Annotated in this window: 25 protein-coding genes; 14 read left to right on the top strand and 11 right to left on the bottom strand. The window is 74.4% G+C overall.

Annotated features, from left to right (window positions below):
- Positions 1–19: 19 nt before the first annotated feature.
- The 4 genes from ftsR (at position 20) to gcvP (ending at position 7,026) form a co-directional block, all read left to right on the top strand.
- Positions 20–826 carry a transcriptional regulator FtsR gene (ftsR, locus tag G1H19_RS12260; RefSeq protein ID WP_162392124.1) on the top strand — a complete coding sequence of 269 codons (807 nt, stop codon included), beginning with the start codon at positions 20–22 and terminating at the stop codon, positions 824–826.
- A 112-nt stretch (positions 827–938) separates the two neighbouring features.
- Complete coding sequence (locus tag G1H19_RS12255) at positions 939–1,424, top strand: bifunctional nuclease family protein (protein ID WP_162392125.1); 486 nt, start codon at positions 939–941, stop codon at positions 1,422–1,424.
- 223 nt (positions 1,425–1,647) lie between these two features.
- Complete coding sequence (locus G1H19_RS12250; RefSeq protein ID WP_268895975.1) at positions 1,648–2,214, top strand: MerR family transcriptional regulator; 567 nt, start codon at positions 1,648–1,650, stop codon at positions 2,212–2,214.
- A 1,767-nt stretch (positions 2,215–3,981) separates the two neighbouring features.
- Positions 3,982–7,026 carry an aminomethyl-transferring glycine dehydrogenase gene (gene gcvP, locus G1H19_RS12245; protein ID WP_152731140.1) on the top strand — a complete coding sequence of 1,015 codons (3,045 nt, stop codon included), beginning with the start codon at positions 3,982–3,984 and terminating at the stop codon, positions 7,024–7,026.
- 43 nt (positions 7,027–7,069) lie between these two features.
- Here the strand turns inward: gcvP and G1H19_RS12240 are convergent, their stop codons facing one another.
- The 3 genes from G1H19_RS12240 to coaA all read right to left on the bottom strand — a co-directional run bounded on the left by G1H19_RS12240 (position 7,070) and on the right by coaA (position 9,556).
- A complete protein-coding gene (locus tag G1H19_RS12240; protein ID WP_152731139.1) occupies positions 7,070–8,008 on the bottom strand; it encodes an LppW family protein in 939 nt (312 codons plus the stop codon).
- A gap of 187 nt (positions 8,009–8,195) precedes the next feature.
- Positions 8,196–8,399: a DUF5999 family protein gene (locus G1H19_RS12235; protein ID WP_152731138.1), complete on the bottom strand. Its 204-nt coding sequence runs from the start codon at positions 8,397–8,399 to the stop codon at positions 8,196–8,198.
- Positions 8,400–8,596: 197 nt separating this feature from the next.
- Positions 8,597–9,556, bottom strand: coding sequence for a type I pantothenate kinase (coaA, locus tag G1H19_RS12230; RefSeq protein ID WP_152731137.1), 960 nt, complete (start codon positions 9,554–9,556; stop codon positions 8,597–8,599).
- Positions 9,557–9,655: 99 nt separating this feature from the next.
- Here coaA and G1H19_RS12225 point away from each other — a divergent pair, with 99 nt between their 5' ends.
- Positions 9,656–10,486: a GNAT family N-acetyltransferase gene (locus tag G1H19_RS12225; protein WP_162392126.1), complete on the top strand. Its 831-nt coding sequence runs from the start codon at positions 9,656–9,658 to the stop codon at positions 10,484–10,486.
- A gap of 143 nt (positions 10,487–10,629) precedes the next feature.
- Here G1H19_RS12225 and G1H19_RS12220 read toward each other — a convergent pair whose 3' ends face one another.
- Positions 10,630–11,175 carry a YbhB/YbcL family Raf kinase inhibitor-like protein gene (locus G1H19_RS12220; RefSeq protein ID WP_152731135.1) on the bottom strand — a complete coding sequence of 182 codons (546 nt, stop codon included), beginning with the start codon at positions 11,173–11,175 and terminating at the stop codon, positions 10,630–10,632.
- Positions 11,176–11,400: 225 nt separating this feature from the next.
- On the opposite strand from G1H19_RS12220, the gene G1H19_RS12215 reads away from it, so the two are divergent.
- Both G1H19_RS12215 and G1H19_RS12210 read left to right on the top strand, forming a co-directional pair.
- Positions 11,401–12,132, top strand: coding sequence for an HAD family hydrolase (locus tag G1H19_RS12215; protein ID WP_152731134.1), 732 nt, complete (start codon positions 11,401–11,403; stop codon positions 12,130–12,132).
- Complete coding sequence (locus tag G1H19_RS12210) at positions 12,129–14,504, top strand: glycoside hydrolase family 65 protein (protein WP_162392127.1); 2,376 nt, start codon at positions 12,129–12,131, stop codon at positions 14,502–14,504. The genes G1H19_RS12215 and G1H19_RS12210 overlap by 4 nt, the downstream gene beginning before the upstream one ends.
- Before the next feature lie 454 nt (positions 14,505–14,958).
- Here the strand turns inward: G1H19_RS12210 and G1H19_RS12205 are convergent, their stop codons facing one another.
- A complete protein-coding gene (locus G1H19_RS12205; RefSeq protein WP_268895316.1) occupies positions 14,959–15,582 on the bottom strand; it encodes a M50 family metallopeptidase in 624 nt (207 codons plus the stop codon).
- 227 nt (positions 15,583–15,809) lie between these two features.
- Here G1H19_RS12205 and G1H19_RS12200 point away from each other — a divergent pair, with 227 nt between their 5' ends.
- A complete protein-coding gene (locus G1H19_RS12200) occupies positions 15,810–16,409 on the top strand; it encodes an antibiotic biosynthesis monooxygenase (protein WP_152731132.1) in 600 nt (199 codons plus the stop codon).
- Positions 16,410–16,416: 7 nt separating this feature from the next.
- Here G1H19_RS12200 and G1H19_RS12195 read toward each other — a convergent pair whose 3' ends face one another.
- Together G1H19_RS12195 and G1H19_RS12190 are read right to left on the bottom strand one after the other, a co-directional pair.
- Complete coding sequence (locus G1H19_RS12195) at positions 16,417–17,103, bottom strand: response regulator (RefSeq protein WP_162392128.1); 687 nt, start codon at positions 17,101–17,103, stop codon at positions 16,417–16,419.
- Complete coding sequence (locus tag G1H19_RS12190; RefSeq protein WP_152731131.1) at positions 17,100–18,374, bottom strand: sensor histidine kinase; 1,275 nt, start codon at positions 18,372–18,374, stop codon at positions 17,100–17,102. Before G1H19_RS12190 ends, G1H19_RS12195 begins: the two co-directional genes overlap by 4 nt.
- Before the next feature lie 140 nt (positions 18,375–18,514).
- Here G1H19_RS12190 and G1H19_RS12185 point away from each other — a divergent pair, with 140 nt between their 5' ends.
- Positions 18,515–19,462, top strand: a complete 948-nt coding sequence (locus G1H19_RS12185) for an ATP-binding cassette domain-containing protein (protein WP_152731130.1) — start codon at positions 18,515–18,517, stop codon at positions 19,460–19,462.
- Positions 19,459–20,256, top strand: a complete 798-nt coding sequence (locus G1H19_RS12180) for an ABC transporter permease subunit (RefSeq protein ID WP_152731129.1) — start codon at positions 19,459–19,461, stop codon at positions 20,254–20,256. The genes G1H19_RS12185 and G1H19_RS12180 overlap by 4 nt, the downstream gene beginning before the upstream one ends.
- 47 nt (positions 20,257–20,303) lie before the next feature.
- On the opposite strand, the gene G1H19_RS12175 is transcribed toward G1H19_RS12180, so the two are convergent.
- Entirely contained in the window at positions 20,304–20,864 is a 561-nt protein-coding gene (locus tag G1H19_RS12175; protein ID WP_202925705.1) for a TetR/AcrR family transcriptional regulator, read from the bottom strand.
- Positions 20,861–22,510, bottom strand: coding sequence for an MFS transporter (locus G1H19_RS12170; protein ID WP_162392129.1), 1,650 nt, complete (start codon positions 22,508–22,510; stop codon positions 20,861–20,863). Before G1H19_RS12170 ends, G1H19_RS12175 begins: the two co-directional genes overlap by 4 nt.
- A 143-nt stretch (positions 22,511–22,653) precedes the next feature.
- Here G1H19_RS12170 and G1H19_RS12165 point away from each other — a divergent pair, with 143 nt between their 5' ends.
- The 3 genes from G1H19_RS12165 (at position 22,654) to G1H19_RS12155 (ending at position 25,197) form a co-directional block, all read left to right on the top strand.
- The gene (locus G1H19_RS12165) at positions 22,654–23,826 is read left to right on the top strand and encodes a tyrosine-type recombinase/integrase (RefSeq protein ID WP_152731127.1); all 1,173 of its coding nucleotides are present in this window, start codon (positions 22,654–22,656) and stop codon (positions 23,824–23,826) included.
- 84 nt (positions 23,827–23,910) lie between these two features.
- Positions 23,911–24,372 carry a tRNA (cytidine(34)-2'-O)-methyltransferase gene (locus G1H19_RS12160; RefSeq protein ID WP_162392130.1) on the top strand — a complete coding sequence of 154 codons (462 nt, stop codon included), beginning with the start codon at positions 23,911–23,913 and terminating at the stop codon, positions 24,370–24,372.
- Positions 24,373–24,708: 336 nt separating this feature from the next.
- Positions 24,709–25,197 carry a hypothetical protein gene (locus tag G1H19_RS12155; protein ID WP_152731126.1) on the top strand — a complete coding sequence of 163 codons (489 nt, stop codon included), beginning with the start codon at positions 24,709–24,711 and terminating at the stop codon, positions 25,195–25,197.
- 55 nt (positions 25,198–25,252) lie between these two features.
- On the opposite strand, the gene G1H19_RS12150 is transcribed toward G1H19_RS12155, so the two are convergent.
- Positions 25,253–25,594 (bottom strand): YciI family protein, encoded by a 342-nt coding sequence (locus tag G1H19_RS12150; protein ID WP_152731125.1) that lies wholly within the window; start codon positions 25,592–25,594, stop codon positions 25,253–25,255.
- A gap of 519 nt (positions 25,595–26,113) precedes the next feature.
- Here G1H19_RS12150 and G1H19_RS12145 point away from each other — a divergent pair.
- Positions 26,114–26,359 carry a hypothetical protein gene (locus tag G1H19_RS12145; RefSeq protein ID WP_152731124.1) on the top strand — a complete coding sequence of 82 codons (246 nt, stop codon included), beginning with the start codon at positions 26,114–26,116 and terminating at the stop codon, positions 26,357–26,359.
- A 57-nt stretch (positions 26,360–26,416) separates the two neighbouring features.
- Here the strand turns inward: G1H19_RS12145 and G1H19_RS12140 are convergent, their stop codons facing one another.
- Positions 26,417–26,827 (bottom strand): hypothetical protein, encoded by a 411-nt coding sequence (locus tag G1H19_RS12140; protein WP_235910064.1) that lies wholly within the window; start codon positions 26,825–26,827, stop codon positions 26,417–26,419.
- Positions 26,828–26,947: the final 120 nt, after the last annotated feature.

Here is a 26,947-nt window from a genome sequence, read left to right as displayed (position 1 = left end):
CGGCGGGAGGGGAGGGTCGGTGAGCGCCGTGCCCCAGCGCACTCCCGGGCGCGATGCCGACCACCCCGAGCCGACCACCCCCCGGCTGACCATCGGGGAGGTGCTGGCGCGACTGCGCGGGGACTTCCCCGACGTCACGATCAGCAAGATCCGGTACCTGGAGTCCGAGCAGCTGGTGCACCCGCAGCGGACGCCGTCCGGGTACCGGAAGTTCTCCGACGCCGACGTCGCCCGGCTGCGGTACGTGCTGGCCGCCCAGCGGGACCACTACCTGCCGCTGCGGGTCATCAAGACCCAGCTGGACGCCATCGACCGCGGTGAGGACGTCCGCGGCCCGGCCGTCCTCACCGGTGCGGCGCCGGTCCCCGACGTGCCGGACGCCGGCCCGGTGGCGGGCGTCGCGCCCGACGTCCCGGTGCCGGCCGTGCCCACCCTGCCGGACCTGCCGCCGGGCGCGGTGTCGGTGTCCGCGGCCGACTTCGCGGCCGCCGCCGGCCTGGACGACGACCAGCTGGCCGACTGCGTGCACTTCGGCCTGTTCGGCACCGACGCGCAGGGCCGCTACGCCGCCGCCGACCTGGCCATCGCCCGGGCCGCCGCGGGCCTGGCCCGGCACGGCATCGGGCCCCGGCACCTGCGGGTGCACCGGATCGGCGCCGAGCGCGAGGCAGGGCTGGTCGAGCAGGTGGTGGCCCCGCTGGTGCGGGCGCGGTCCGAGGAGTCGCGGGCCCGCGCCGCCGAGCACCTGACCGAGCTGACCGCGCTCTCCGCCCGGCTCCACACGGCCCTGCTGGAGGCCCAGCTGCGCGACCTGCTCCGCCCCTGACGCGGGCGTACCGTGAACGCCCGACGGGATGCGCCGGACGCGCCCCGTCGTCGAGTCCCACCCGGTCGAGCCCGCTGTCCCGGGCCCCGGAGTCAGCGGAGGGAGCCTGACCGTGCAGGAGCTCAGAGTCGTCGGTGTCCGGGTCGAACTGCCCGGCAACCAGCCCATCCTGTTGCTGAAGGAGACGCAGGGGGAGCGCTACCTGCCGATCTGGATCGGCGCCGTCGAGGCGGCCGCCATCGCCTTCGAGCAGCAGGGCGTCCGGCCGGCCCGGCCGATGACGCACGACCTCCTCCGCGAGGTGGTCACCGCGCTCGGCGCCTCGCTGGAGGCCGTGCACATCACCGAGATGCGCGATGGCATCTACATCGCCGAGCTGGTCTTCACCGACGAGCGGACCGTGAGCGCCCGCCCGTCCGACGCCGTCGCGCTGGCCGTGCGCACCGGCGCACCGATCTTCGGCGCGGAGAAGCTGCTCGACGAGGTCGGCATCGAGATCCCCGACGAGCAGGAGGACGAGGTGGAGAAGTTCCGCGAGTTCCTCGACCAGATCAGCCCCGAGGACTTCGGTGCCGGAAGTGGGTCCGGACCCTCCTGAGCCGACCGGCCCACGACTACGGGTGACCTGCACCGACCAGGGAGTGACAACTGATAACGGGTAGGTCACCCTGTCGGAGGAGCTCGGCGACACGCCGCCCCGCTCGGTTGACCGCCCCTGCACCCCCGCCTACGTTCAGCGAATCACGTCGGTGTGACTCATGTGTCACGCGAGGCGTCCCGCCGAGCCATCGGTGGGCAGCACGACAACGAGGAGGACGCCCGTGAGCGATCAGCGGAACGGCGGCCAGGGTCAGCTCTTCACCGACGCTGCCGTCGGCGCCCCGAGCTACGACGACGTCGACACCGACCTGGTGGGCTACCGCGGTCCCACGGCGTGTTCCGCCGCTGGTATCACCTATCGGCAGCTGGACTACTGGGCGAGAACAGGTCTGATCGGTCCTTCTGTGAGGACGGCCACAGGATCGGGCACCCAGCGCCTCTACTCCTTCCGCGACATCCTGGTGCTCAAGGTGGTCAAGCGACTGCTGGACACCGGCGTCTCGCTGCAGAACATCCGCAAGGCCGTCGACCACCTGCGTGACCGCGGCGTGCGTGACCTGGCCAACGTCACCCTGCTCTCCGACGGCGTCACCGTGTACGAGTGCACCTCCGCCGAGGAGGTCGTCGACCTGCTGGCCGGCGGCCAGGGCGTGTTCGGCATCGCCGTGTCCGGCGCCCTGCGCGAGCTGTCCGGCGAGCTGGCCGAGCTGCCCGCCGAGCGCCTGGACGGCACCGGCAAGGCCGCCGACGACGAGCTCTCCGCCCGCCGCCGCCGCAAGCTCGCCTGATCCCGGGGACGCCGCCCTCCTCCCGGCCGGGAGGAGCCCCCGGCGGCTTCCCCGACCACACCTCGTCCGGGACGGCGACCGACCCGCACGCTGCCCGCGGGTCCACCGTCGCGCGGGGCCCCGAGTGCTCCTCCGCCCATGCTGCCCGCGGACGCCGTGGCTGTCCGCAGGTGCCGTGGCTGTCCGCGGATGCCGGCGTGTTCGCGTCGTCCCGGGCGTGTGGCCTGTGGCGCTGGCTCCGTGACGAGCCGACCGGCGCGCGTGCCCCCCGGCGAGCAGGACGGGGCGCCCTGTCGATGTCGCTCTCCGCGGCACGTCGTGCCAGGCGGCAGTGGCCCCTGTCCGGCCAGGAGCCCGCCAGTCCTGGCCGTGTGCGGGCCGATGCCCCGGCCGCACCACCGGGTGCGCGCCGCCTGGTCGCGGCCTACGTCGCAACCTGACCCATCGCGCTCGCCTGCGGACGCCGGTGAGGCAGTGGCCCGCCATAGGCCATGGGCAGGCCCGTTCTGGCTGACCTCGGCCGATGCTCGGCCTGGACGCTGCTCGTGGCGCGCTGGCGTGCCGACGCGCGTGGAGCATTGGTCCGCCATCGGCCATGGACGGGCTCGTCCTGGCTGGCCTCGGGCCGATGCTCGGCCTGGACGTTGCTGGTGGCGCGCTGGCGGTCGACGCCGGTGAGGCGTTGGCCCGCCATCGGCCATGGGCGGGCTCGTCCTGGCCGACCTCGGGCCGATGTTCGGCCTGGACGTTGCTGGTGGCGCGCTGGCGTGCCGACGTGCGTGGAGCATTGGCCCGCCATCGGCCATGGGCGGGCCCGTCCTGGCTGACCTCGGGCCGATGCTCGGCCTCGGTGCTGCTCGTGGCGCGGAGCGCCGGCGGAGGCCATGGGCCGGTCGCGGTCCGCGTCCACAGCTCCGGGTTGCGCTGGTCCGCGGTCGCCGCGAGGCACTGGCCCGTGACCGGCCATGGACCGGCCGGTCCTGGCCGATGTCGGGACGACGCTCGACCTCGCCGCTGACCGTGGGGCGCTCAGCCGCCGCGTTCGTACCGCCGCCGGCGGGTCGCGTGGCTGGCGGGTCGCGCTGCTGTGGAACGCAGTCCGGCGGCGTCGGTCGAGTCCGCCTGCGGCGCGGGCACGCAGCGCAGCGCCGGACCGACGCAGGCCGGGAGTGGGCTGGTCGTGGCCGACGCGGTGCTGAAGGTCGACCTCGACCTCGACCTCGCTGGCCCACGGCGACCAGCGCGACGTCGGCGTCCGCGCGGGCGATGACTGCAGCCAGGCAGCGAGACCGACCGCGCCGCGGCGGCCGCGTCCTGTCAGGGGCAAGCGTTGGCCTCCGCCCGGCCAGATGCCGAACGATCATGGCCGGCATCGGGCCGATGCCTGGCCTGTGAGTCGAGTGGCAGAGGCGCCTGGCCTCGGATGCGCTCCGCCGCGCACTCACCGGCACCGGCACCACCGGCACCGATGGACATCGACCGGCCGGACCGTGGTCGACTGGCGCCGTGGTCGACCGGCGCCGGGGTCGACTGGCGCCGGGGTCGACTGGCGCCGGGGTCGACTGGCGCCGGGGTCGACCGGCGCCGGGGTCGACTGGCGCCGGGCTCGACTGGCACCGGGCTCGACTGGCACCGGGTTCGACCGGTACCGGGTTCGACCGGCACCGACCGGGCCCCTGATCGTCCGCGTGGGGTCCCCGACCGGCGACGCCGGCGACGGCCGTGAGCCCGCCGGGGGGCCGCGGACCCGCTGGTACCGTCGCAACAATGGTCGACCGTCTCCCCGCGCCGGCTGTCGAGCCGGTCACCTCGTCCCTCCCGTCGCCCTCCGGCACCCTCCCGGCGCTGTCGCACCTGCACCCGGCCGGTGAGTTCGCCGGCCGGCACATCGGGCCCCGCCCCGCGGACACCGCGGCCATGCTCGAGGTGGTCGGCCGGCCGACCCTCGAGGCGCTCGTGGACGCCTGCGTCCCGGACGGCGTCCGCGACCGCACCCCGCTGGACGTGCCCGCCGCGCTCGACGAGGCCGCCGTCCTCGCCCAGCTGCGGGAGCGGGCCGACGCCAACGAGGTGTTCACCTCGATGATCGGCCTGGGGTACTCCGGCACGATCACCCCCTCGGTGGTGCAGCGCTGCATCCTGGAGAACCCGGCCTGGTACACCGCCTACACGCCGTACCAGCCGGAGATCAGCCAGGGGCGGCTGGAGGCGCTGATCAACTTCCAGACCGTGGTCGCCGACCTCACCGGCCTGCCGGTCGCCGGCGCCTCGATGCTGGACGAGGCCACCGCCGCCGCCGAGGCCATGACCCTGGTCCGCCGCGCCGGCCGCGCGACGGCGGACGCCGTCTTCGTGGTGGACGCCGACACCCTCCCGCAGACGCTGGCCGTGCTGCGCACCCGGGCCGAGCCGCTGGGCATCGTCCTGCACGTCGCCGACCTCACCGCCGGCTGGCCGACCGACCTGCCCGCGGCCGGCGCGTTCGGCGTGCTGCTGGCCTACCCGGGCGCCAGCGGCGCCGTGCGCGACCACCGCGCGCTGGCCACCGCCGCGCACGAGGCCGGTGCCGCCGTCGTCGTGGCCGCCGACCTGCTCGCCCTCACGCTGCTCGAGGCACCGGGGGAGTGGGGCGCCGACGTCGCCTGCGGCACCAGCCAGCGCTTCGGCGTCCCGATGGGGTACGGCGGGCCGCACGCCGGCTACCTCTCCGTCCGGGAGGGGCTGGCCCGCCAGCTGCCCGGCCGGCTCGTCGGGGTGTCCGTCGACGCCGACGGCGACGTCGCCTACCGGCTGGCGCTGCAGACCCGGGAGCAGCACATCCGCCGGGAGAAGGCGACCAGCAACATCTGCACCGCGCAGGTCCTGCTGGCCGTGATGGCCGGGGCGTACGCGGTCTACCACGGGCCCGACGGGCTCACCGCGATCGCCGCCCGGGTGCACCGCAGCGCCCAGCTGCTCGCCCGGTGGCTGACCGCCGGCGGCCTGGGTGTCGTGCACGAGCACTTCTTCGACACCGTCACCGTCGCCGTGCCCGGCCGGGCCGCCGAGGTGGTGGCCGCGGCCGCCGAGCAGCGGGTCAACCTGCGGCTGGTCGACGCCGACACCGTGGCCGTCGCCTGCGACGAGACCACCTCGCTGGACACGCTGCGCACCGTGGCCGCCGCCTTCGGCGTGCAGCCCGGCGAGGCCGACCTCGACGGGGCGACCGCGCTGCCCGAGCAGCTGCACCGGCGCACACCGTTCCTCACCCACCCGGTCTTCGCCGAGCACCGCTCGGAGACCGCGATGCTGCGCTACCTGCGCCGGCTCTCGGACAAGGACCTGGCGCTGGACCGCACCATGATCCCGCTGGGCTCCTGCACCATGAAGCTCAACGCCGCCACCGAGATGGCCGCGGTCAGCTGGCCCGAGTTCGCCGGGCTGCACCCCTTCGCGCCGGTCGAGCAGGCCCGCGGTTACGCGATGCTGATCGAGGAGCTGTGCCAGGGGCTGGCCGAGATCACCGGCTACGCCGCGGTCAGCGTGCAGCCCAACGCCGGCTCGCAAGGCGAGTTCGCCGGTCTGCTGGCGATCCGCGGCTACCACCGCTCCCGCGGCGACGTCGACCGCGACGTCTGCCTCATCCCGTCCTCGGCGCACGGCACGAACGCCGCGTCCGCCGTGATGGCCGGCATGCGCGTGGTCGTGGTGGCCTGCGACGAGGCCGGCAACGTCGACGTCGCCGACCTGCACGCCAAGGTCGAGCAGCACGCCGACCGGCTGGCCGCGCTGATGATCACCTACCCGTCCACGCACGGGGTGTTCGAGACCGCGGTGCAGGAGATCTGCGCCGCGGTGCACGACGCCGGCGGCCAGGTGTACGTCGACGGCGCCAACCTCAACGCGCTGGTCGGGCTGGCCAAGCCGGGCCGGTTCGGCTCCGACGTCAGCCACCTGAACCTGCACAAGACCTTCTGCATCCCGCACGGTGGCGGCGGCCCGGGTGTCGGGCCGATCGGCGTCGCCGAGCACCTGGTGCCGTTCCTGCCCGGGCACCCGCTGGTGCCGACCGGGGGTGAGGGCCCGGCGGTGTCCGGTGCCCCCTGGGGGTCGGCCGGCATCCTGCCGATCTCCTGGGCCTACCTGCGCCTGATGGGCCCCGACGGCCTGCTGCGCGCCACCGAGCACGCCATCCTGGCCGCCAACTACGTCGCCGCCCGGCTGCGCGAGCACTACCCGGTGCTCTACACCGGCGCCGACGGGCTGGTCGCGCACGAGTGCATCCTGGACATCCGCCCGATCACCAAGACCACCGGCGTGACCAACGACGACATCGCCAAGCGGCTGGTCGACTACGGCTTCCACGCCCCGACGATGAGCTTCCCGGTCGCCGGCACGCTGATGGTGGAGCCCACCGAGAGCGAGGACCGGGCCGAGCTCGACCGCTTCGTGGACGCCATGATCGCCATCCGCGGCGAGATCGAGAAGGTGGCCACCGGCGAGTTCGACCGCACCGACAACCCGCTGCGCAACGCCCCGCACACCCTGGCGATGCTCACCGGCACCTGGGAGCGGCCCTACGACCGCGCCGTGGCCGTGTACCCGGTGCCGGGCCTGGTCGGCCGGTCCTACCTGGCCCCGGTGCGGCGCATCGACGGCGCGTACGGCGACCGCAACCTGGTCTGCTCCTGCCCCTCACCCGAGGCGTTCGAGGAGATGGCGGCGGTCGCCGCGCCCACGGAGCAGCCGGCCGTGGTGCCCGACCGGGTCACCGGCGCGCCGGACGACCTGGGCACCACCGCCGACGTCGTCCCCGCCGGCGCCCAGGCCTGAGGAACCCGCCCGGCAGCCCACGGGCTGCCGGGCCGGGGCCCGGTCAGACCGGGAGGGTGCGGACCGCGGCGGCCGCGGCGTCGAGCGCTGCCCGGGACGCGCCCCAGGACGTCGAGCTGGGGAAGTCGCCGAGCAGGGTGACCACCGTGCCGTCGGCCAGCACGCCGACCGAGTGCAGCTGCCGGGTGCCGTCGACGCAGCACATCCAGCCCTGCTTGGCCCCGGTGCCGTCCCCGGTGCCGGTCAGCAGCCCGAACGTCTGGTCGAAGCCGTCCGCGCCGTCCGGTGTGGCCGCCCGCATCCAGCCCAGCAGGGTGGCGGCGTCGTCGGGGGCCAGCCGGGTCGGCAGGCCGCTGAGCACGGTGGCCATGTCGCCGGCGGTGGTGACCGCCTCGCCCCACTGCCCCGGGGTGGCCGGCGGGGCGGTGCCGGTCAGGCCGTAGGCGGCGACGGCGGCCAGGACCAGCGCCTCGCCGTCGTGGCGGTCCCAGAGCGTGGACATCGCGCCGTCGTCGGAGGTGGTCATGGCGGCCGCCATGAGCCGGCGGTCGCTGTCGTCGAGCACGAGTGCCCCGACCTGCTCCAGGGCCAGCAGTCGCTCCACCACCAGCAGCTTCACCAGCGAGGCGGTGTACACCTGCTCGCTCGCGCCGCTGGACAGCAGCGTGCCGGCGGCCGACGTGACGACGACGGAGATCCGGCCGCCCGCGCCGGCCGCGGCGGCGTCCACGCCGGCCTGGGCGCTCTGCAGCTGCTCCGGCGACGGCAGCGGGGGCACGGGCGCCGGCAGCGGGGTGTCCGGGTCACCGTCGGCCGTGCCCACCTCGCCCTCCAGCGCGCTGACCAGCGCGGTCAGCTCGGCGTCGAGCGCGGGGCGCGGTGCGGGGCCGCGGGAGCTGTCCATCAGGAGGGCACCGACGAGCACGGCCACGACACCGGCAGCGGCCCACCAGTGCAGCGGGCGGTGCCGGCGGTCGGTCATGGGTCAGATGATCACCGTGGTGCCTGAGTGGCACCTGTGAGACCACCCGTAGTGGTGTGTGATCCGGTTGTGCGCGGCGTGTCACCGTGCTCGGTGTCATCGACCGGTGTCGTGACGTGACGAGAAGTGCTCGGTGAAAGGTGCCCCCACCGCGCGCGGCCCCGCCGGCCGGGGGAGAGCGATCGGGTCAGGCGACCGAGGTCGCCAGTGCCCGCCAGGAACGGTGCTCGGCCACGACGCGCCCGTCGGGCAGCAACTCGCCGTCGTCGTCGAAGAGCACGACGCCGTTGCACAGCAGGTTCCAGCCCTGCTCGGGGTGGCTGCTGACGATGGCGGCGAGGTCGCGCAGGTCCGAGTCGGCGGCGGGGCAGGGTGTGGCGTGAGCGCACATGGTGAGCACCTCCGTGGAGTCCCGGCGGACCGGGTGTCGTGTCGGCCACATCCGTGCGGCCCTGTGCTGAGTCTGCGCCCGGTCCGGGGCCTGTCGCCGTGGCGGATCGCGCCGAGGCTGGCGGTCTCACTCGTCAGGATGTGTTGTCACTGACGTTCCACTGGCAGCGCGCGCCGTCGCAGTGCGTGACCGGCCGGTCAGACCTTGCGCAGCAGGACCCGACGGACGGAGTGGTCGGCGGCCTTCTGGAGCACCAGCCGGGCGCGGGAGCGGGTGGGGGCGATGTTGGTGCGCAGGTTGGGGCCGTTCACCGTCGCCCAGATGCGCTGTGCCGTCGCCACGGCCTCCTCGTCGCTGAGCGAGGCGAAGCGGTGGAAGTAGGCGGCCGTGTCCTGGAACGCCGTCCGGCGCAGGGCGAGGAAGCGTTCCACGTACCACCCCTGCACGTCGGCCTCGGTGGCGTCGACGTAGACGGAGAAGTCGAAGTAGTCGGACAGGAACACCTCCGGCACCCGGCCGTCGCTGCGGCTGCCTGCCTGCAGCACGTTCAGGCCCTCGAGCACCAGGACGTCGGGCCGGTCGACCATCTGCCGCTCGGGCCGGACGTCGTAGGACTGGTGGGAGTACGTCGGCGCCTCGACCTCCCCGCGGCCGGACTTCACGTCGGCCAGGAAGCGCAGCAGCGCACGGCGGTCGTAGCTCTCCGGGAAGCCCTTGCGGTCCAGGATGCCGCGGGACTCCAGGACGGCGTTGGGCAGCAGGAAACCGTCGGTGGTGACCAGGTCGACGCGCGGGGAGCCGGGGGCGTGGGAGAGCAGCACCTGGATCAACCGGGCCGTGGTGCTCTTGCCGACCGCCACGCTGCCGGCCACCGCGACGACGAACGGCACCTTGTCGGTGCTGGCGCCGAGGAAATCCGTCTGCGCCGCCCACAGTCGCCGGCTGGCCTGCAGGTGGAGGTGGACCAGCCGGGCCAGCGGCAGGTAGACGGTGGCCACCTCGTCCAGGTCGATCCGGTCGCCCAGCGAGGCCAGCGAGGCCAGCTCGTCGGCGTCCAGCGGCAGCTCGGAACCGCGGGCGAGGTCGCGCCAGGAGGTGCGGTCGAAGGCCGTGTAGGGCGAGACATGCCCGCGGGTCACCGACGTCACGGTGCACATGGTGCTGCAGCCGGTGCGCCGGGCACCGCCCGGGTCGCCCGGTCGGGTGGGGCCCGAGCCCCGAGCGCGGTGTCCGCGGGCCGGTCTAGGGTCTGCGGCGTGCCCTCCCGTCCCGGGTTGCTCGACCGCATCGACCGCTACTTCACCGCGGCCGCCGCCGCCGACGCCCGCATCGAGCAGGTGGGCGGTCTCGACGTGCCGATCGGCTCGCCGGCCTGGCCGCACCCGGTGCGTCCGCGCCGGGGTGGCGGGCCGGTGACCGTCGCCGACGTCCAGGACGCCGCCGCGCTGCTGCGCCAGGCCGGCGTCCTGATCAGCTTCGAGTGGGTGGCCGAGCAGTTCCCCGACCTGGCGGGCACGGTCCGCAGCGCGCGGCTCGCGGTCGACGAGCTGCCGCTGCTGGTGTCGCTCGACCCGGTGGAGGTGCTGCTGCCGGCGGGTGTCCGGCTGTACGTGATCGGGTCCGAGGACCCCCAGCTGCCTCGCTACCAGCGGCTGGCACAGCGGTCCTTCGCCGGCGCGTTCGCCGGGGGCGGCTGGCCGGGCGAGGCGCACCAGGACGACGGCGCCGGCTCGGGGTGGCCGGGGGACACGCCGCCGGCCGAGGACACCGCGGTCCTGCGCGAACGGATCGGCGCGGGGCGCACGGTGATGATGGTGGCCGTGGAGAGCGGCGAGCCCGTCGCGGTGGGCTCCCACCAGCCCGTGCGCCTGGAGGACGGCGAGGCGAGCGAGGTGGTGGGCGTGGCCACGCTGCCGCGGCTGCGGGGACGCGGGCTGGGCGCCGGCCTCACGTCCGCTCTGGTCGAGCACGCCCGGCAGACGGCCGACCTGGTCTTCCTGTCCGCCGGCGACGACGACGTCGCCCGGGTCTACGAGCGCATCGGGTTCGCCCGGGTCGGCACCACCTGCGTGGCCGAACCGGCCTGAGCCGGCCGATCGGACCCGACCCACCTGACCTGCTCCGGGTGACCCGACCCGGGGCCCCGCACGCCGGTGGGACCTCGACGGACCCTGCGGGCCCCCGCCCGGTCGGCACCCTGGCGCCGGCGGGGGCCCGTCCGGGGCCGGGCTCAGCTCGCCTCGTACGTGCCGATCAGGGTCGCCCGGGCCAGGGTGTGGCTGAACAGGGTGAAGCCGAGGTAGGCCGGGGTCGCCTCCGCCGGGACGCCGAGGTCGGCGGTGTCCAGGGCGTGCACGACCACGTAGTAGCGGTGCGGGCCGTGCCCGGCCGGGGGAGCGGCGCCGATGTAGCGGGCCGTCCCGGCGTCGTTGCGCAGCTGCACGGCGCCGGGGGGCAGCCCGGTCCCGGCCTCGTCGCCGGCGCCGGTGGGCAGCTCGGTGACCGATGCCGGGATGCCGGTGACCGCCCAGTGCCAGAACCCGCTGCCGGTCGGTGCGTCCGGGTCGTAGACGGTGACGGCATAGCCCTGGGTGCCGGCAGGGGCGCCGCTCCAGGACAGCTGCGGTGAGGCGTCGTCCCCGCCAGCGCCCATGATCCCGCTGACCTGCGCGGTGCCCAGCGGGGCGCCGTCGTCCAGGTCGGTGCTGCTCAGCGAGAAGCTCGGCACCTGGGGGAGGAACTGGTAGGGGTCGGGTGGGGTGGGCCGGGTGGCCATGCGCGTCTCCTCGTCGGGTGGGGCGTGGGTCGCTGCCGACAGTAGGCACGGTCACGGACAGGTGCCCGTCGACCGGCCACACCGCCGTTATCCCCAACAAAGCCGCGTTCAGGACCCGGAAGGGGAAGACAGCGACCACAGGGGAGGGGTCCTGCGTCCTCCTGACGTGCGAGGCCGGCCTCCTCGACGGCTCGCCGTCACGTGGATGCCGGTAGCGTCGAGATCATGCTCGGCCTCCCGGACACGATCCGTGCCTGCCTGTTCGACCTCGACGGCGTGCTCACCCAGACGGCGAAGGTGCACCAGGCCGCCTGGAAGCGCACCTTCGACGAGTTCCTGCGCAGCCGGGACCCGGGCGCTGCGGAGTTCACCCAGGACGACTACAACACCCACGTCGACGGCAAGCCCCGCAAGGACGGCGTCCGGGACTTCCTGGCCAGCCGGGGCATCCAGCTCCCCGAGGGCAGCGACACCGACCCGGCGGACGCGGCCACCGTCGCCGGGGTGGCCGGCCGGAAGAACGAGCTCGTGCTCGCCGAGCTGGAGGAGCACGGCGTCCAGGTGTACGAGGGCTCGATGCGGTACCTGCGGGCCGCCAAGGACGCCGGGCTGGCCACGGCCGTGGTCACCGCGTCGGCCAACGGCGAGCAGGTGATCCGGACCGCCGGCTTCGCCGACCTGATCGACACCCGCGTCGACGGCATCGTCGCCGCCCGTGACCAGCTGCGCGGCAAGCCCGCGCCGGACACCTTCCTGGCCGGGGCGCAGGCGCTGGGGGTGCAGCCCTCGGAGGCCGTGGTGTTCGAGGACGCGCTGTCCGGGGTGGCCGCCGGCCGCGCCGGGGACTTCGGGTACGTGGTGGGCGTGGACCGGGTCGGGCAGGCCGCGGAGCTGGCGGCCCGGGGCGCCGACGTCGTCGTGCAGGACCTCGACGAGCTGCTGGCGGACGGGTCGTGACCGAGGGTCGCACGCACTTCCCGGTCGAGCCCTGGTCGCTCACCGAGGTCGGGCTGGACCTGGCGTCGCTGGGGGTCAACGAGTCGGTGTTCGCGCTGGCCAACGGGCACGTCGGCTTCCGCGGCACGTTCGAGGAGGGGGAGCCGTCGGTCGTCCCGGGCACCTACCTCAACGGGTTCTTCGAGGAGCGGCCGCTGCCGTACGCCGAGGCCGGCTACGGCTTCCCCGAGCAGGGGCAGACCGTGGTCAACGTGACCGACGGCAAGATCATCCGGCTGCTCGTCGGGGACTCACCGCTGGACCTGGCCTACGGCGAGATCATCGACCACCGGCGCACCCTGGACCTGCGGGCCGGGGTGCTGCGCCGGGTCACCGAGTGGCGCTCGCCCAACGGGCGCACCGTCCGGGTGACCAGCACCCGGCTGGTGTCCCTGACCCGGCGGTCCATCGCGGCCATCGAGTACCAGGTGGAGTGCACCGACGACCAGGGCGACCTCTACATCGCCCTGCAGTCGGACCTGCTGGCCAACGAGGACACCCCCGGCGGCTCGGGCACCGACGACCCGCGCGCCGGCGCGGCCCTCAAGAAGCCGCTGGTCGCCGAGCTGGCCACCGCGCCCCGGGGGCGTCGCGCGGTGCTGGTGCACAGCACCCGGCGCAGCAAGCTGCGGGTCGCCGTGGCGATGGACCACGACGTCGACGTCCCGGACGCCGCCGAGGAGAGCATCGAGGCCTGGGGCGACCTGGCCCGGTTCCAGCTCGCCGCCCGGCTCACCTCGGGCACGGCGGTGCGGATCGTGAAGTACCTGGCCTACGGCTGGTCCAGCCGCCGCTCGGCGCCCGCGCTGCGCGACCAGGTGGAGGGCGGGCTGGCCACCGCGAAGCTGGCCGGCTGGGAGCGCCTGGTGCGGGAGCAGCGCGAGCTGCTGGACCAGCACTGGGCCCAGGCCGACGTGGAGATCGTCGGTGACGACGAGCTTCAGCAGGCCGTGCGGGTGGGCATGTTCCATGTCCTGCAGGCGGGCCTGCGCGCCGAGCGGCAGCCCATCCCGGCCAAGGGGCTGACCGGTGACGGCTACGACGGGCACACCTTCTGGGACACCGAGACCTACGTGCTGCCGGTGCTCACCTACACCGCGCCGGGCGCCGTCCGGGATGCGCTGCGGTGGCGGCACTCGACGCTGGACCTGGCCCGGGAGCGCGCCCGGGTACTGGGGCAGAACGGCGCGGCGTTCCCGTGGCGCACCATCCGCGGCGAGGAGACCTCCGGTTACTGGCCGGCCGGCACCGCCGCCTTCCACATCAACGCCGACATCGCCGACGCGGTGGCCCGGTACACCGCGGCCACCCAGGACGGCGACTTCGACCGCGACTACGGCGCCGAACTGCTCATCGAGACGGCGCGGCTGTGGGCCTCGCTCGGGCACTTCGACGACGGCCGCGGGTTCCGCATCGACGGCGTCACCGGCCCGGACGAGTACACCGCCATCGTGGACAACAACGTCTACACGAACCTGATGGCGCAGAAGAACCTGCGCGAGGCGGCCGCCGCGGTCCGCCGGCAACCGGACGTGGCCGGCCGGCTGGACGTCTCCCCGGAGGAGACGGCGCACTGGGAGCGGGCCGCCGAGGCGATGGTCGTGCCCTGGGACGACGAGCTGGGCGTGCACATGCAGTCCAACGACTTCACCCGGCACGAGGAGTGGGACTTCGCCGGTACGCCGGCGCACAAGTACCCGCTGCTGCTGCACTTCCCGTACTTCGAGATCTACCGCACCCAGGTGGTCAAGCAGGCCGACCTGGTGATGGCGCTGCACCTGCGGGGCGACGCGTTCACCCTCGAGGAGAAGATCGCCGACTTCGCCTACTACGAGGCCCGCACGGTGCGGGACTCCTCGCTGTCGGCCGCCCAGCAGGCGGTGGTGGCGGCGGAGACCGGGCACCTGGAGCTGGCCCACGACTACTGGGGCGAGGCGGCGCTCACCGACCTGCAGAACCTGCACGGCAACAGCGGGCACGGGCTGCACATCGCCTCCCTGGCCGGCGGCTGGACCGTCGCGGTGGCCGGGTTCGGTGGGATGCGCGACCACGGTGGCGCGCTGACCTTCGCTCCCCGGTTGCCCCCACGGCTCAGCCGGCTGGCCTTCCGGGTCGTCTTCCAGGGCCGGGTGCTCTCGGTGGAGGTCACCCGGGAGGCCGCCCGGTACCGGCTGGTCAGCGGTGACCCGCTCCAGATCGCCCACCACGGGGCGGCGGTGACCGTGACGGGGGAGACCACCGAGCTGCCCGTGCCCCCGCCGCCCCGGGTGGACCCGGTCCGCCAGCCGCACGGAGCGGCACCCCGCCGGCGCAGCCGGCCGTCGTCGGACTGACCCGGCACCTCGCGAGCCCGGTCGTGTCCCGGGTGTCCTCGCGCTGACCATCAGTCCGTTATCCCCAACGAACGAGTCGATCACTAACTGAAGACACACAACGGCGACAAGGGGAGGAGGTGACCGGCACGCTGTTCTCGCTCGGGCAGCGTGCGGGTGGCCGAGCAGCGGAGATGACCGGGCCTGCGGGGACGTGCACGCCGGGGATCGCGCAGGTGCCCTGCCGAACCCGACGCACGAGCGATCGGCCTGTCGCCGCATCAGCGGGTCGCCGATGCGCTGAGATGGACGTCCAGCCGAGAGTGTCGTTCACCGCCCGCCGACGAGCTGGTCGAAGTCAGGTCCACCCGCCGACACAGACCCCTGACCGCCATTTCGTCCGTTATCGCCAACAGTCAAACGAACTTCATCGGGCACAAGTGCAGACAGACGCCAGCTGACACGGCGGGGCAGGTCAGGGGAGCAGCCACCACGTGCCCAGGGCCAGCGCACCGACATCGACGGTCAGGAAGAAGCCCACCCACAGCACCCCCGGGACGCCGGTGAGCCGGGCCAGCTGGTCGGCGTCGGAGTCCGGGGCGGCGCGTCGCCGTCGTTTGCGCTGGAGCTCGACGACGGTGGTGGGCGCGGCCAGCAGCAGGAACCAGGTCACCACGTGCGCGAAGGCCGACTGCCCGGCCGCGGGCAGCCACCAGGTGGCGGCGAACACCACCGCGCCGGTGACCAGCACCGACCAGAGCCCGAACCAGTTGCGGATCTGCACCAGCAGCAGCGCCAGCAGGCCGAGCAGCAGCCACAGCAACCCGACGGCGTAGCCCGCGGCGAGCAGCGCTGCTGCCCCGAGACCGAACAGCCCCGGGCCGGTGTAGCCCGCCGCCCCGGTCAGCACCATGCCCGGGCCGGTGGGCCGGCCGGCGGAGACGGTGAGCCCGGACGTGTCCGAGTGCAGCCGGATGCCGGCCAGCCGCCGCCCGGTGGCCAGGGCCGCGAGACCGTGCGCGCCCTCGTGGGCGATGGTCACGGCGTTGCGGCTGTACCGCCACAGCGCCGGGTACCCCACCAGCAGCAGCGCGACCAGCCCGCAGCCGAGCAGCGCCCCGGGCGGCAGCGCCGCGGACTCGGCGGTGACGCGGGTCCAGAACCGCTCGAGGACGTCGATGGCGTGGTCTCCTGGTGGTCCGGACGCGGGGGACGTCGAGTCAACCGCACGCGGCTGTGCCCCGCGTGGGCACGCGCCGGGCGCCAGCGGTGCAGATCACCCCGCTGCGGGACGCACGACGGCAGGGCAGGCCGCACCCTGGAGCCATGACGACGGACGTGCAGACGGCGGGGCTCCCGGTCACCGTCTCCTTCACCCGCCGTGCCGACCCCTCCCAGCTCGCCGAGATGACCGCGTGGACCAGGGCCGGCCTGCAGATGGCCGAGGGCTTCCCCGGGTTCCTCGGCGCCGGCTGGGTGCGCCCGCGGCAGGACTCCGACGAGTGGCACATGCTCTGCCGCTTCGCCGACCAGGCGTCACTGGCGGCCTGGGAGGACTCGCCGCAGCGCCAGTGGTGGCTCCGCTCGGCCCAGGGTCTGGCGGAGGTGACCCGCACCGAGCGGCGCACCGGCATCGAGGGCTGGTTCGACGCGCCCGTGGTCAGCGAGTCCGCCGCGCCGGCGCCGCCGGTGCCGCCGCGCTGGAAGCAGGCGGTGACCATCTGGTCGGTGTTCTTCCCGCTCAACCTGCTGGCCACCGTGACGCTGGGTCACCTGCTGGCGGACTGGTTCGTGGTCTGGCGGGTCATGGTGACCACGCTGGTGCTCACCCCGCTGATGACCTACCTGCTGCTGCCGTGGGTCACCCGCCGCGCCGAGTGGTGGCTGCACGGCCGCCGCTGGCGGGACCGGCACCGCCGGGCCTGAGCGGACCTCAGACCAGCTCGGCGTCGTGTACCAGCAGGGCCACCTGCACCCGGTTCTCCACGCCCAGCTTGGTCAGCAGCCGTGAGACGTGCGCCTTGACCGTCGCCACGCTCATGTAGAGGTCGGTGGCGATCTGGGCGTTGGGCAGGCCCTGGCCCACCGCGCGGGCCACCTCCCGCTCCCGCTCGCTCAGCTGGTCCAGCAGGCCCAGGGCCTGGGTGCGCCGTACCTGCGCCGGGTCCGGGGACACCCCGGCGCGGCGCTCGCCGTCGGCCACGTGCGCCATCAGCCGGCGGGTCACGGTGGGGGAGAGGATGGGCTCCCCGGCCGCGACCCGGCGCACCGCGGCCACGATGTCGGCCGGCGGGGTGTCCTTCAGCAGGAACCCGCTGGCGCCGGCCCGCAGCGCCCGCAGCACCTGGTCGTCGGCGTCGAACGTGGTCAGGACGACGACCTCCGGCGGGTCCGGGCGCCGGCGCAGCTGCTCGGTGGCGGTGAGCCCGTCGACCCGGGGCATCCGGATGTCCATCAGCACCACGTGCGGTGCGAGCCGGTCCACGGCGGCCGGCACCTCGTCACCGTCGCTCGCCTCCCCGACCAGCACCAGGTCACCCGGGCCGCCCAGCACCATCGCCAGGGCGGCGCGCACCAGCGGGTCGTCGTCCACGACCAGCACGCGGACCGGGCCGCTCACGCCGCCCACGGCAGCCAGACCCGGAGCCGGAACCGGCCCTCGGCGGTCCAGCCGTGCTCGACGGTGCCGCCGGCCAGGCCCACCCGCTCGCCCACGCCCACCAGGCCGGTGCCGGCGCTGGGCAGTGCCCCGAACGCGTGAGCGCCGACGACCGGCGGGTTGACCACGTCCACGGTCAGCCCGGGGCCGGGGCGCCCGGACAGGTGCACCGCGGCGACGGTGCCGCCGGCGTGCTTGCGCACGTTGGTCAGGGCCTCCTGCACCACCCGGTAGGCGGTGCGGCCGATCACCTCCGGTGCGGCGACGTCCCGCGGCACGTCGATCGTGAGCTCCACCCGCATGCCCGCCTGCCGGGACTCCTCGACCAGGGTCGGCACGTCGGCCAGGGTCGGCTGGGGCCGCCCGGCCGGGGTGCCGTCGGTGTCGTCGCGCAGCACACCGATCACCTCGCGCAGGTCGTCCATCGCCTGCCGGGCGCTGGCCCGGATGACCCCGGCCGCCCGGGCGACCTCCTCGGGCGGTGCGTCCGGGCGGTACTCCAGGGCGCCGGCGTGCATGCCGAGCAACGAGATCCGGTGCGCCAGGACGTCGTGCATCTCCCGGGCGATGCGGGTGCGCTCGGTGTGCCGGGCCTGCTCCACCCGCAGGTCACGCTCCCGCTCGGCCCGGCGCGCCCGGTCGACCAGGGACAGCACGAGCTGCCGGCGGGCCCGGACGAACATGCCCCAGGCCACCACGCCGGCGGTCAGCACCGCGGCCAGCAGCGACATCCACAGCCCGGACACGTCCGGGTCCGGGCGGAACACCACGAACAGGCTGCCGCTGACCGCCGACACGGCCGAGACGGCGAGCACCGTCGGCCAGCGCCGGTGCACGGCCACGGTGAACAGGGCGAACAGCGCGGCGACGCCGACGGCGTTGGAGAACGAGCTGAGCACCAGCAGCGCGACCGCCACGCCCACCGGCCAGCGCCGCCGGCCCCACAGCGCCAGGCACCCGACGACCCCCGCCGTCAGGTCCAGCACGACCAGCGCCTCCGAGGGCGGCTGGGCCACCTCCTGCGACGCCCCCAGGAGGAGCAGGCCGCCGAGCAGCGAGCTCAGGACGGCGGTCAGGTCGACGGCGCGGTCGCGGCCGGACCGGCGGACCGGGCCCCCGCCCCGCGGGGGTCGCTGGTCGTCGGTGTCCGGGACGCGGAAGTGCGCGGGCACCAGCCACGGGTGCTCCACCCCTGCGGCCGGGTCGAGCGGCGGTCGCGTGCCCAGCTCCATGATGGCGAGGTTACGGAGACTCCCGGCCCGGGGGCAGCTACCGAAGTCGGTGTCCTGCCCGACCGGAGTCGACGTCGGTCGGCCCGGGAGCAGCCCGAGGACCGATGTGCGGCGTCCCCGGGCCCGGCAGGCTGCTGTCCATGATCGCCATCGAGCACCTGACCCGGCGGTACGGCACCCAGCTGGCCGTGTCCGACGTGAGCTTCACCTGCACCCCCGGCACGGTCACCGGCTTCCTCGGGCCCAACGGCGCCGGCAAGTCCACCACCATGCGGGCGCTGTGCGGGCTGGCCACACCCACCAGCGGCACCGCCACCATCGGCGGCCGGGCCTACCGCGACCTGCCCAACGCCGGGCGGCACGTCGGCGTACTGCTGGACGCCGGTGCCCAGCACGGCGGCCGCACCAGCCGGGAGGTGCTGACCCTCTCCGCCATGGTGCTGGGCGTCGACCGGCGCCGGGTCGACCAGGTGCTGGAGCAGGTGGGCCTGGCCGGTGCCCCCGCCGGCAAGCGGGTCGGGAAGTACTCCCTGGGCATGCGGCAGCGCCTCGGGTTGGCCAACGCGCTGCTGGGCGACCCCCAGGTGCTGGTGCTCGACGAGCCCGCCAACGGCCTGGACCCGGCCGGCATCTACTGGATGCGCGGGCTGCTGCGCGACTTCGCCGACCGCGGCGGCACGGTGCTGCTCTCCTCCCACCTGCTGCACGAGGTGGAGGCGGTCGCCGACCAGCTCGTGGTCATCGCCGGTGGCCGGATCGCCGCCCGCGGCAGCAAGGCCGAGCTGCTCGCCGGCACCGGCACCCTCGTCCGCGGCCTCGAGCCCGGCCGGCTGGCCGCCGCGCTGGCCGACGCCGGCATCCGCGCCGTCCCACGCCCGGACGGCGCCCTGGTCGCCGAGGCCGGCGCCGAGGCGGTCGGCCGGGCCACCGCCGCTGCCGGGGTCGTGCTCCTCGAGCTCCGGGACGCCGACGGCGGCGGGCTGGAGGACCTGTTCCGCACGCTCACCCAGGAACCCGGCGGTGCCCCCGCCCCCACCCCGGCCGCCCCGCGGCCACTTGCCACCCAGGCCACGGAGGTCCGGTCATGAGCTCGTCGATGGTCACGTCGGGGCCGGAGCGGGTGCTGCCCGCGGCCGATCAGCCCAGCCGGCCCTCCCTCCCGCTGCTGGTGCGGGTGGAGCTGCGCAAGTCCTGGGACACCCGGGCCGGCTCCTGGCTGCTGCTGGTGATCGGCCTGGCGACACTCGCCGTGGTGCTGGTCCAGATGCTCGTCGTCCGGGACGTGGTGCACACGACCGGTGACCACCTGGCGACCAGCCAGCTGCCGACCGCGGTGCTGCTGCCGGTGGTCGGGATCCTGCTGGTCACCAGCGAGTGGTCCCAGCGCACCGCGATGGCCACCTTCAGCCTGGTGCCGCAGCGCTCGCGGGTGCTCGTCGCCAAGGTGCTCGCCGCCGCGGTGCTGGCCGTCGTGGGGTTCGCGGTGTCGTTGCTGGTGTCGGTGCTGGCCACCGCGCTCACCCCGGTGCTCACCGACCGGGAGTCCGCCTGGACGCTGGGCACCGACGTGCTGCTGCAGTCGCTGCTCGTGCAGGTGCTCTACGTGCTGGTCGGCGTGGCGCTGGGCCTGCTGCTGCTCAGCTCGCCGCTGGCCATCGTGCTGAACTTCGTGCTGCCGACGGTGTTCGGCATCGTCACCGGCCTGGTCAGCGCGCTGAGCTGGGTGCAGGAGTGGCTGGACCTCTCGACCACCACCGCCCCGATGTTCACCGGCGACCTGACCGGTGGGGGCTGGACGCGGTTGGGTGTGTCCCTGCTGCTGTGGCTGGTCGCGCCGATGGTGCTCGGCTGGGTGCGGGTACTGCGCACCGAGATCAGCTGACCGCGGTCACCGGCCGGGCGGCCGGCCCGGGACCTGACCGGCCCGGGTCAGCCGCCCAGCACGCTGCCCAGCAGCTGGGCGCCCAGCCGGGCCACCACGGCCTGGTCGGCGGCGGTGAGCTCACCCAGGGCGCCGGCGGTGCGGCTGAGCACGATCCCGACCAGCGCGGCGGTGACCAGCTCGGCGCGCAGCCGCGGCAGCTCCAGGCCGGCCACCTCGGCGGTGCGCTGCACCGCGTCCAGCACGCGGGCCTGCAGCACCTCCATGGCCGCGGCCTGCAGGTCGGGGTCCTCGTGCCGGCGCACCACCGCCCACAGGGTCGGGCTCGGCCCCCGGGTGAGCAGCCGGGTCAGCACCGCCTCCAGGTCGACCCGATCGGCCGCCGGGGGCGCGGGCCGGCCCCCGCGGCGCAGCGCGGCGAGGTACAGCTCGGCCTTGCTGCCGTAGTACCGGGCGATCAGCGCCGGGTCCACCCCGGCCCGGGCCCCGATGTCCCGCACGGTGGTGCGCTCGAAGCCCCGCTCGGAGAACAGCTCGTCGGCGGCCTCCAGCAGCCGGGCCCGGCTCACCGCCGAGTCGTGCCGGCGGGTGGTGGTGCCGGTGGTCATCGCAGGCTCAGCTCGGCGTCGGGCACCTGGACGTGGAACACCCCGGCAGTGCTGGCCCGCTGCACCACGCGGTGCCGGCCGTCCGGGTGGTGCCGGCCCAGGGCGCGGCCGGCGCTGTGCCGGCCGGCGGCGTCGACGTCGTCCTCGTCGGGCTCGGCGGTCAGCGCGCCGGCCAGCGCGGCGTCCATGTTCTCCTGCACCAGCAGCGCGTCCTGCCCGTCGGTGCGCGGGCTGCGCGCCTGCAGGACCACGCTGACCAGGGCAGTGAACAGGCACAACCCGATCGCCACCAGCGCGCCGACGGTGTACCCGGCGTCGCCGGGGTAGGGCGAGGCGGCCGGGGTGTGCGCGGTGAGCACCGTGGCCGACAGGGCGCTGCCGACGGCGAACCCGACGGTGCGCAGCACCTGGTTCAGCGCCAGCGCGCTGCTGGTGGCGTCGGCGGGCACGGTGCTGACGATCAGCCGGGGCAGCACCGAGAACGAGCACCCGATGCCCAGCCCGCCGATGGCCATGACGAGGCAGATCTGCCACAGGCTGCCCCGGCCGGTGGCGAACACGGTCAGCGCCGCGGCGAACAGCAGCGCGCCGATCGGCAGGATGCGGGAGGGCGCCATGAAGCGGCCCAGGTACGTGGCCAGCCGGCTGGCTGAGAAGCTGGCGGCCGACATCGGCAGCAGCACCAGGCCGCTGACCACGACCGACGCGCCGAGCCCGTAGCTCACCGAGGTCGGCGTCTGCACGTAGCGGATCACCATCGACATGAGCATGTACATGCCGACCCCGGCCAGCGCCCCGGTCACGTTGGCGGTGAGCACGGTGCGGTCGCGCATCTGCCGCAGCTCGACGATCGGGTGCGCGGCGCGCAGCTCGAACCAGGTGCACACGCTGAGGAACAGCACCGCCGCGGCACCGAGGGCCAGCAGCCCGGGGCTGGTCCAGCCCCATTCCTCGCCCTCGCTGATGGTCAGCACCAGCCCGGCCACACCCAGGCCGAGCAGCACCGCGCCGGCGCCGTCGAAGGGCAGCGCGGCCTGGTGCTCGCTGCGCGGCACCACGACGGCCACCAGGGCGATGGCGAGCACGCCGAGGCCGGCGGCCAGCCAGAACCCGGCGTGGAAGCTCAGGTGCTCGGCGATCAGGCCGGTGATCGGGTAGCCCAGCCCCACCCCGATGACCGTGGTGACCGACAGCGTGGCCAGCGTGCTGCGCGACCGGTCGGGGTCCAGGTGGTCCCGCGCGATGCTCATCGCCAGCGGCAGCAGGGCCAGCCCGACACCCTGCAGCCCGCGCCCGGTGACCAGCGCGGCGAACGGCAGACCCGGGACGGCGGCGAGCACGCTGCCCGCCACGACCACGGCCAGCGCACCCAGCAGCACGCCGCGGCGCTGCGGGCCGTCGCCGAGCCGGCCGACGACGGGGGAGACGAGGGCCCCCACGAGCAGGGTGACCGTCAGCGTCCACTGTGCGTCCCCCAGGGAGACGCCGTAGTCGGAGGCGATGGTCGGGATCAGCGGCGACCCCAGGCTGCTGACGACGGCGACCAGCATGCCGACGTAGACCAGCACCGGGGTCAGCGCGCGGCCGCGCCAGGTGCTCCCGTCCAGGGTCTCCGGCTGCGGACGCAGCGCGGTGGTGGTGCTCATGCCCAGCTCCAGGGGGTCAGCGGGTGATGTCATCGACCGTAGACACACTGGTTGTGTCGTGCAAGCAATGAGGTGTCGATCACCCCGCGGCACGCCGTCCACCGGCCCGGCCGGGAGCCCGCCGGGCCACTAGCGTGGACGTCGTGGCCTACATCAGGAAGCTGCCCTCGGGGAAGTGGCAGGCCACCGTCCGGCACCCCTCGGGCCGGAAGGTGACCAAGACCGACGTGCTCAAGCGGGTGGTGACCGCCTGGGCCGCGGAGACCGAGGTGGCCTTCCGGCACGGCGAGATCCGCTCCGAGCGCGGCCGGCAGACCACCGTGGCCCAGTGGCACGAGCAGTGGGCGCCCGCCCGCACCGTGGCCCGCACCACCGAGTACCAGCAGGTGCTGCGGCTGCGGCGCACCGTGCTGCCGTACTGGGGCAGCTGGCCGCTGCGCTCCATCGGGCGCATCGACGTGCAGGCCTGGGTGAAGTCCCTGCAGTCGGCCGGCACCGGCGCGCACGCCGTCCAGTCGGCGTACATGGTGTTCGCCAAGCTGATGGCCGACGCCGTCCTGGAGGGGCTGCTGCCCACCACCCCGTGCCAGAAGATCGAGCTGCCCAAGGCCGAGCTGCCGGCGCCGCGCTGGCTGTCCCGGGAGGAGTACCAGCGGCTGCTGCTCGCCTTCGACGGCCAGCCGCACGGCGAGCGCTGGCGGGCCCTGGTGGCCGTGGCGTGCCACAGCGGGCTGCGCTCCGGGGAACTCGCCGGCCTGGACGTCGGTGCGGTCGACTTCGAGCGCGGGCTGATCCGGGTCGGCCAGGTGACCACGCCGTTCGGGCTGCGGCCCTACCCGAAGACAGACCTGTCCCGGCGGTCGGTGCCGGTGCACCCGGATGCGCTGGCCCTGCTGTGGCCCCTGGTGGCCGACCGCCCGGCCGACGCGCCGGCGTTCCCCGCACCCCGCGGCGGGCGGATCGAGCAGTCCAACTACTCCCGGTACGTGTGGCGGCCGGCGCTGCAGCGGGCGGGCATCGAGCACGTGCGGCCCTATGTCACCCGGCACACCTTCGCCTCCTGGCTGGTGCAGGACGGCGTCCCGCTGTGGGACATCGCCCAGGCGCTGGGGCACAGCTCGACGGCGATGGTGAGCCGCTACGCCTTCCTGGCCCCGGACGCGCACGCCAACATCCGCGCCGCCTGGGAGCGGGCCGGAGCGTCCGCCGACGTCGTGGCGCCGGGGCCCGGCGGCGCTCCCCGGGCGCACGACGGTCCTGTGGCGCACGTCCCGCACGGCGATTCCGCAGCTCAGCGGGCCACCGACCGGCGTTGACCTGCCGACTACTGCGACCTGCCACGGGTCACGGTGACGGCCCTGGCGCCGGATCCGGAGCCGGCGGGACGGCACACTGAGCCGGTGTTCCGGATCGCTTTCCTCGAGCCCCGCATCCCACCCAACACCGGCAACGCGATCCGGCTGGTCGCGGCCACCGGCGCCGAGCTGCACCTGATCGGCCCGCTGGGCTTCGACCTGTCCGACGCGAAACTGCGCCGGGCCGGACTGGACTACCACGACTTGGCCTCGGTCACGGTGCACGAGTGCTTGGCGCAGTGCTGGTCGGCCCTGCCGGACGCCCGGGTGTTCGCCTTCACGGCGTCGGCCCGGGTGCGGCACACCGACGTGTCCTACCAGGTGGGGGACGTGTTGCTGTTCGGCCCGGAGCCGACCGGGCTGCCCGCCGAGGTGCTCGCGGACCCCCGGGTGACCGAGCGGGTGCGGCTGCCGATGCTGCCCGGACGGCGGTCGCTGAACCTCTCCAACGCCGCGGCCGTCGCGGCGTACGAGGCCTGGCGACAGCACGACTTCAAAGGCGCCTGACTTCGTCAGTGACGGAACCCGACGAAGGCACGACCCCGTCGACATGTCGACAGCACGAGCGCCGCAGAGACGTCGGGGGAGCGCGCCCCGAGCGCCCGAGAGCATCAGGCTCCCAGCACCAGGCACCCAGCTCGGGCACCCAGCTCGGGCGCGCGTCGAGACTCAGAACCGACGCGACCAGCCCGCCACAATGGCCATCTTGGCGAGCTGGTCGTGTCGGTTCTGTTCTGTGTGACGAGCAGTGGTAGGGAAGAACCGTCGGGGGGTATGGACATCGCCCTGGACTGCCGATGAGGTGAGCACAGGAGTCCCCGGACTGGCCCCACGGAGGTCGGCGTGACGAGACACAGCCCCGCTCTGTACCGCACGGCACTGGACCTGGTCACCGCTCGACAGCGGGACGAGTACGAGGTGTTCACCGAGGTCCTCGACGAGCTGACCGTCGAGTACGCGGGCCTCGGCGTGCTGGGCGTCTTCGCCGTGACGAACCTGTCGGTCCGGCAGGCCAGCGTGATCGGTCAGTGCCCGGCGAGCCGGGTCCTGGGCGGGCTGCACGTCGAGCCGGTGCCGGCGGCGCAGCCGGTGGTGCCCGCGGTGCTCACCCTGCTGTACACCGCCCTGGAGGACCTGGCCGAGGCCAGCTCCATCGCCCGCGACCTCGGTGCCGGGGACGACGCCGAGCCCGCCATGGTGGTGCTGGCCGACGTGTCGATCGCGATGGCCGAGCGGCTCACCGCGTTCTCCGGCCTGCCCGCACCCCAGGTGATCGCCTCCTGGCGCCAGCAGGTGGAGCACCGGCTCGCCGACGACACCTGGGCCGCCTGAGCAGGCAGGACGGACGGGGTCGTCCCGGTTCGCGGCCTGGCCCGTCCTCGAGGGCTCAGGACTCCGGGTCGTAGAAGATCTCCCGGACCTCCTGGGCGCACCGGCAGCCCGCGGCGATCCGAGCGGCCCAGTCCAGCGCCTCGGCGCGCGAGGACACCTCGATGATCGAGAACCCGCCGAGGGCGGTCGCGGTCTCCGGGGGCGGGCCGTCGGTGCTCGTCCCGTCCGTGGCGACGACGGTGGCCCGCTGGCGCGGCAGGCCGGCTCCGAACACCCAGACGCCGGCGTCCTTGGCCTGATGGACCACGGCGCGCGTGGCACGGCTGACGTCGGGCAGGTCGTCCTCGGAGACGTGGTCCATCGCGCCGTCGGGGAAGGAGATCAGGTACCGCTGCATCGGGTGGGCTCCAGGCGTCGGGGGCGGGGTCGGATCACCGCGACTTGACATAATGTCGATTATCGGCGGACAGCGGACATCGCCGGACAGGCTGACGACATGCTCGTGGCAGGTCGGCGACGGTCGTCGACCCGCCGACTGGACGCCACCACGGGTCGCACCATCTCACGCATCAGCGTGCCCCGTGGTCCTCCGTCGCCCGCCGACGCGAACCTGGCCTCCCGTCGGCGAGGTGGCGCACCGGTCCGCCCGGCACTGGACGTCACCTACCGGGCACCCCGCTCGGCCGACCATCCCGATCGAGAAGTTGATCATCACGGTCACCCCGATCGAGACGGTCGACCACCACGGGCCATCCCCGGCGACCGATCACCCGGGAGCCGCTGTCGCGCCCAGACCGTGCGAGACCACCCCTTCCCCGTTACGCCCGCCAACACCGGGTTACGTCACACTGACGAAAGCATCGCCGGACGGAAGATCACCCTGCAGAAGCACGAGGACCTGCTTAGTGTCAAGAGCATGCAGATCCGACGTCCGATGGCAGCTCTCCTCACCGCACTGGCACTCCTCGGTGGCAGTGCCTCGCTGACCGCCTGCGGCGACCCGGCCGGCCAGGACCGCAACGACGGGACGACGGACGACTCGGGCGACCAGACCTCGGGCAACGACCCGGGCAGCGTCGAGCAGGGCGGCAGGAACAACCAGGGCGACAGTGGCGACAACGACCAGGACGACTCCGACACCGAGAGCATCCCGGGCGGCTGACCCGACCAGGTTCCGTCACCCTGACGCAACGACGGTCGGCCGGGTGCGCCGGGGCCATCAGCCGGCGGCGCGCCCGGTCAGCCACAGCCGGTCGAGCCGGCCAGTGGACCGCACCAGGTCGGCCAGCGACTGCTCCAGCTCGGCCTTGGTCGGCTTCTCGGCGAGCAGGGTCTGCACGTCCTCGATGGCGCAGCGCAGCTGGTACAGCCGGTCCTGCAGCCCGTCGAGCTCCGCGCGCGTCACCAGCACCACGTCGGCGGACAACCCGGCCTTCGCCGTCGCCGCCCGCTGCTCGTAGGCGCGCTGGCGGCAGGCTTGGCCGCAGTACAACCGCGGCCGCCCCACCGACTCCTGGACGGCGAGCAGCGAGCGGCACCAGCCGCACCGCCGGCCGGACGCAGGCGTGCTGTCGGGTGCCCCGGCCGGAGCGGTGGTGTCAGCCAGTGCGGCGTCCTGCGTTGCGGTCACGGTCGGGAGGCTAGCGCTCACCGGTGACAGTCGTCGGCGGACTCGCCCGCCACCACGGCCCGCAGGTCCCACCTGACCGACGCGTCTCCCCCACCCCGCGCGGACGTCGCCTGCACCCCG

Origin of the sequence: Goekera deserti, assembly GCF_010685995.1 — a bacterium.
GTDB classification, from domain to species: domain Bacteria; phylum Actinomycetota; class Actinomycetes; order Mycobacteriales; family Geodermatophilaceae; genus Goekera; species Goekera deserti.
The sequence above is the reverse complement of the archived record's forward strand: the minus strand, read 5'-3'. Positions and strand labels throughout refer to the sequence as shown.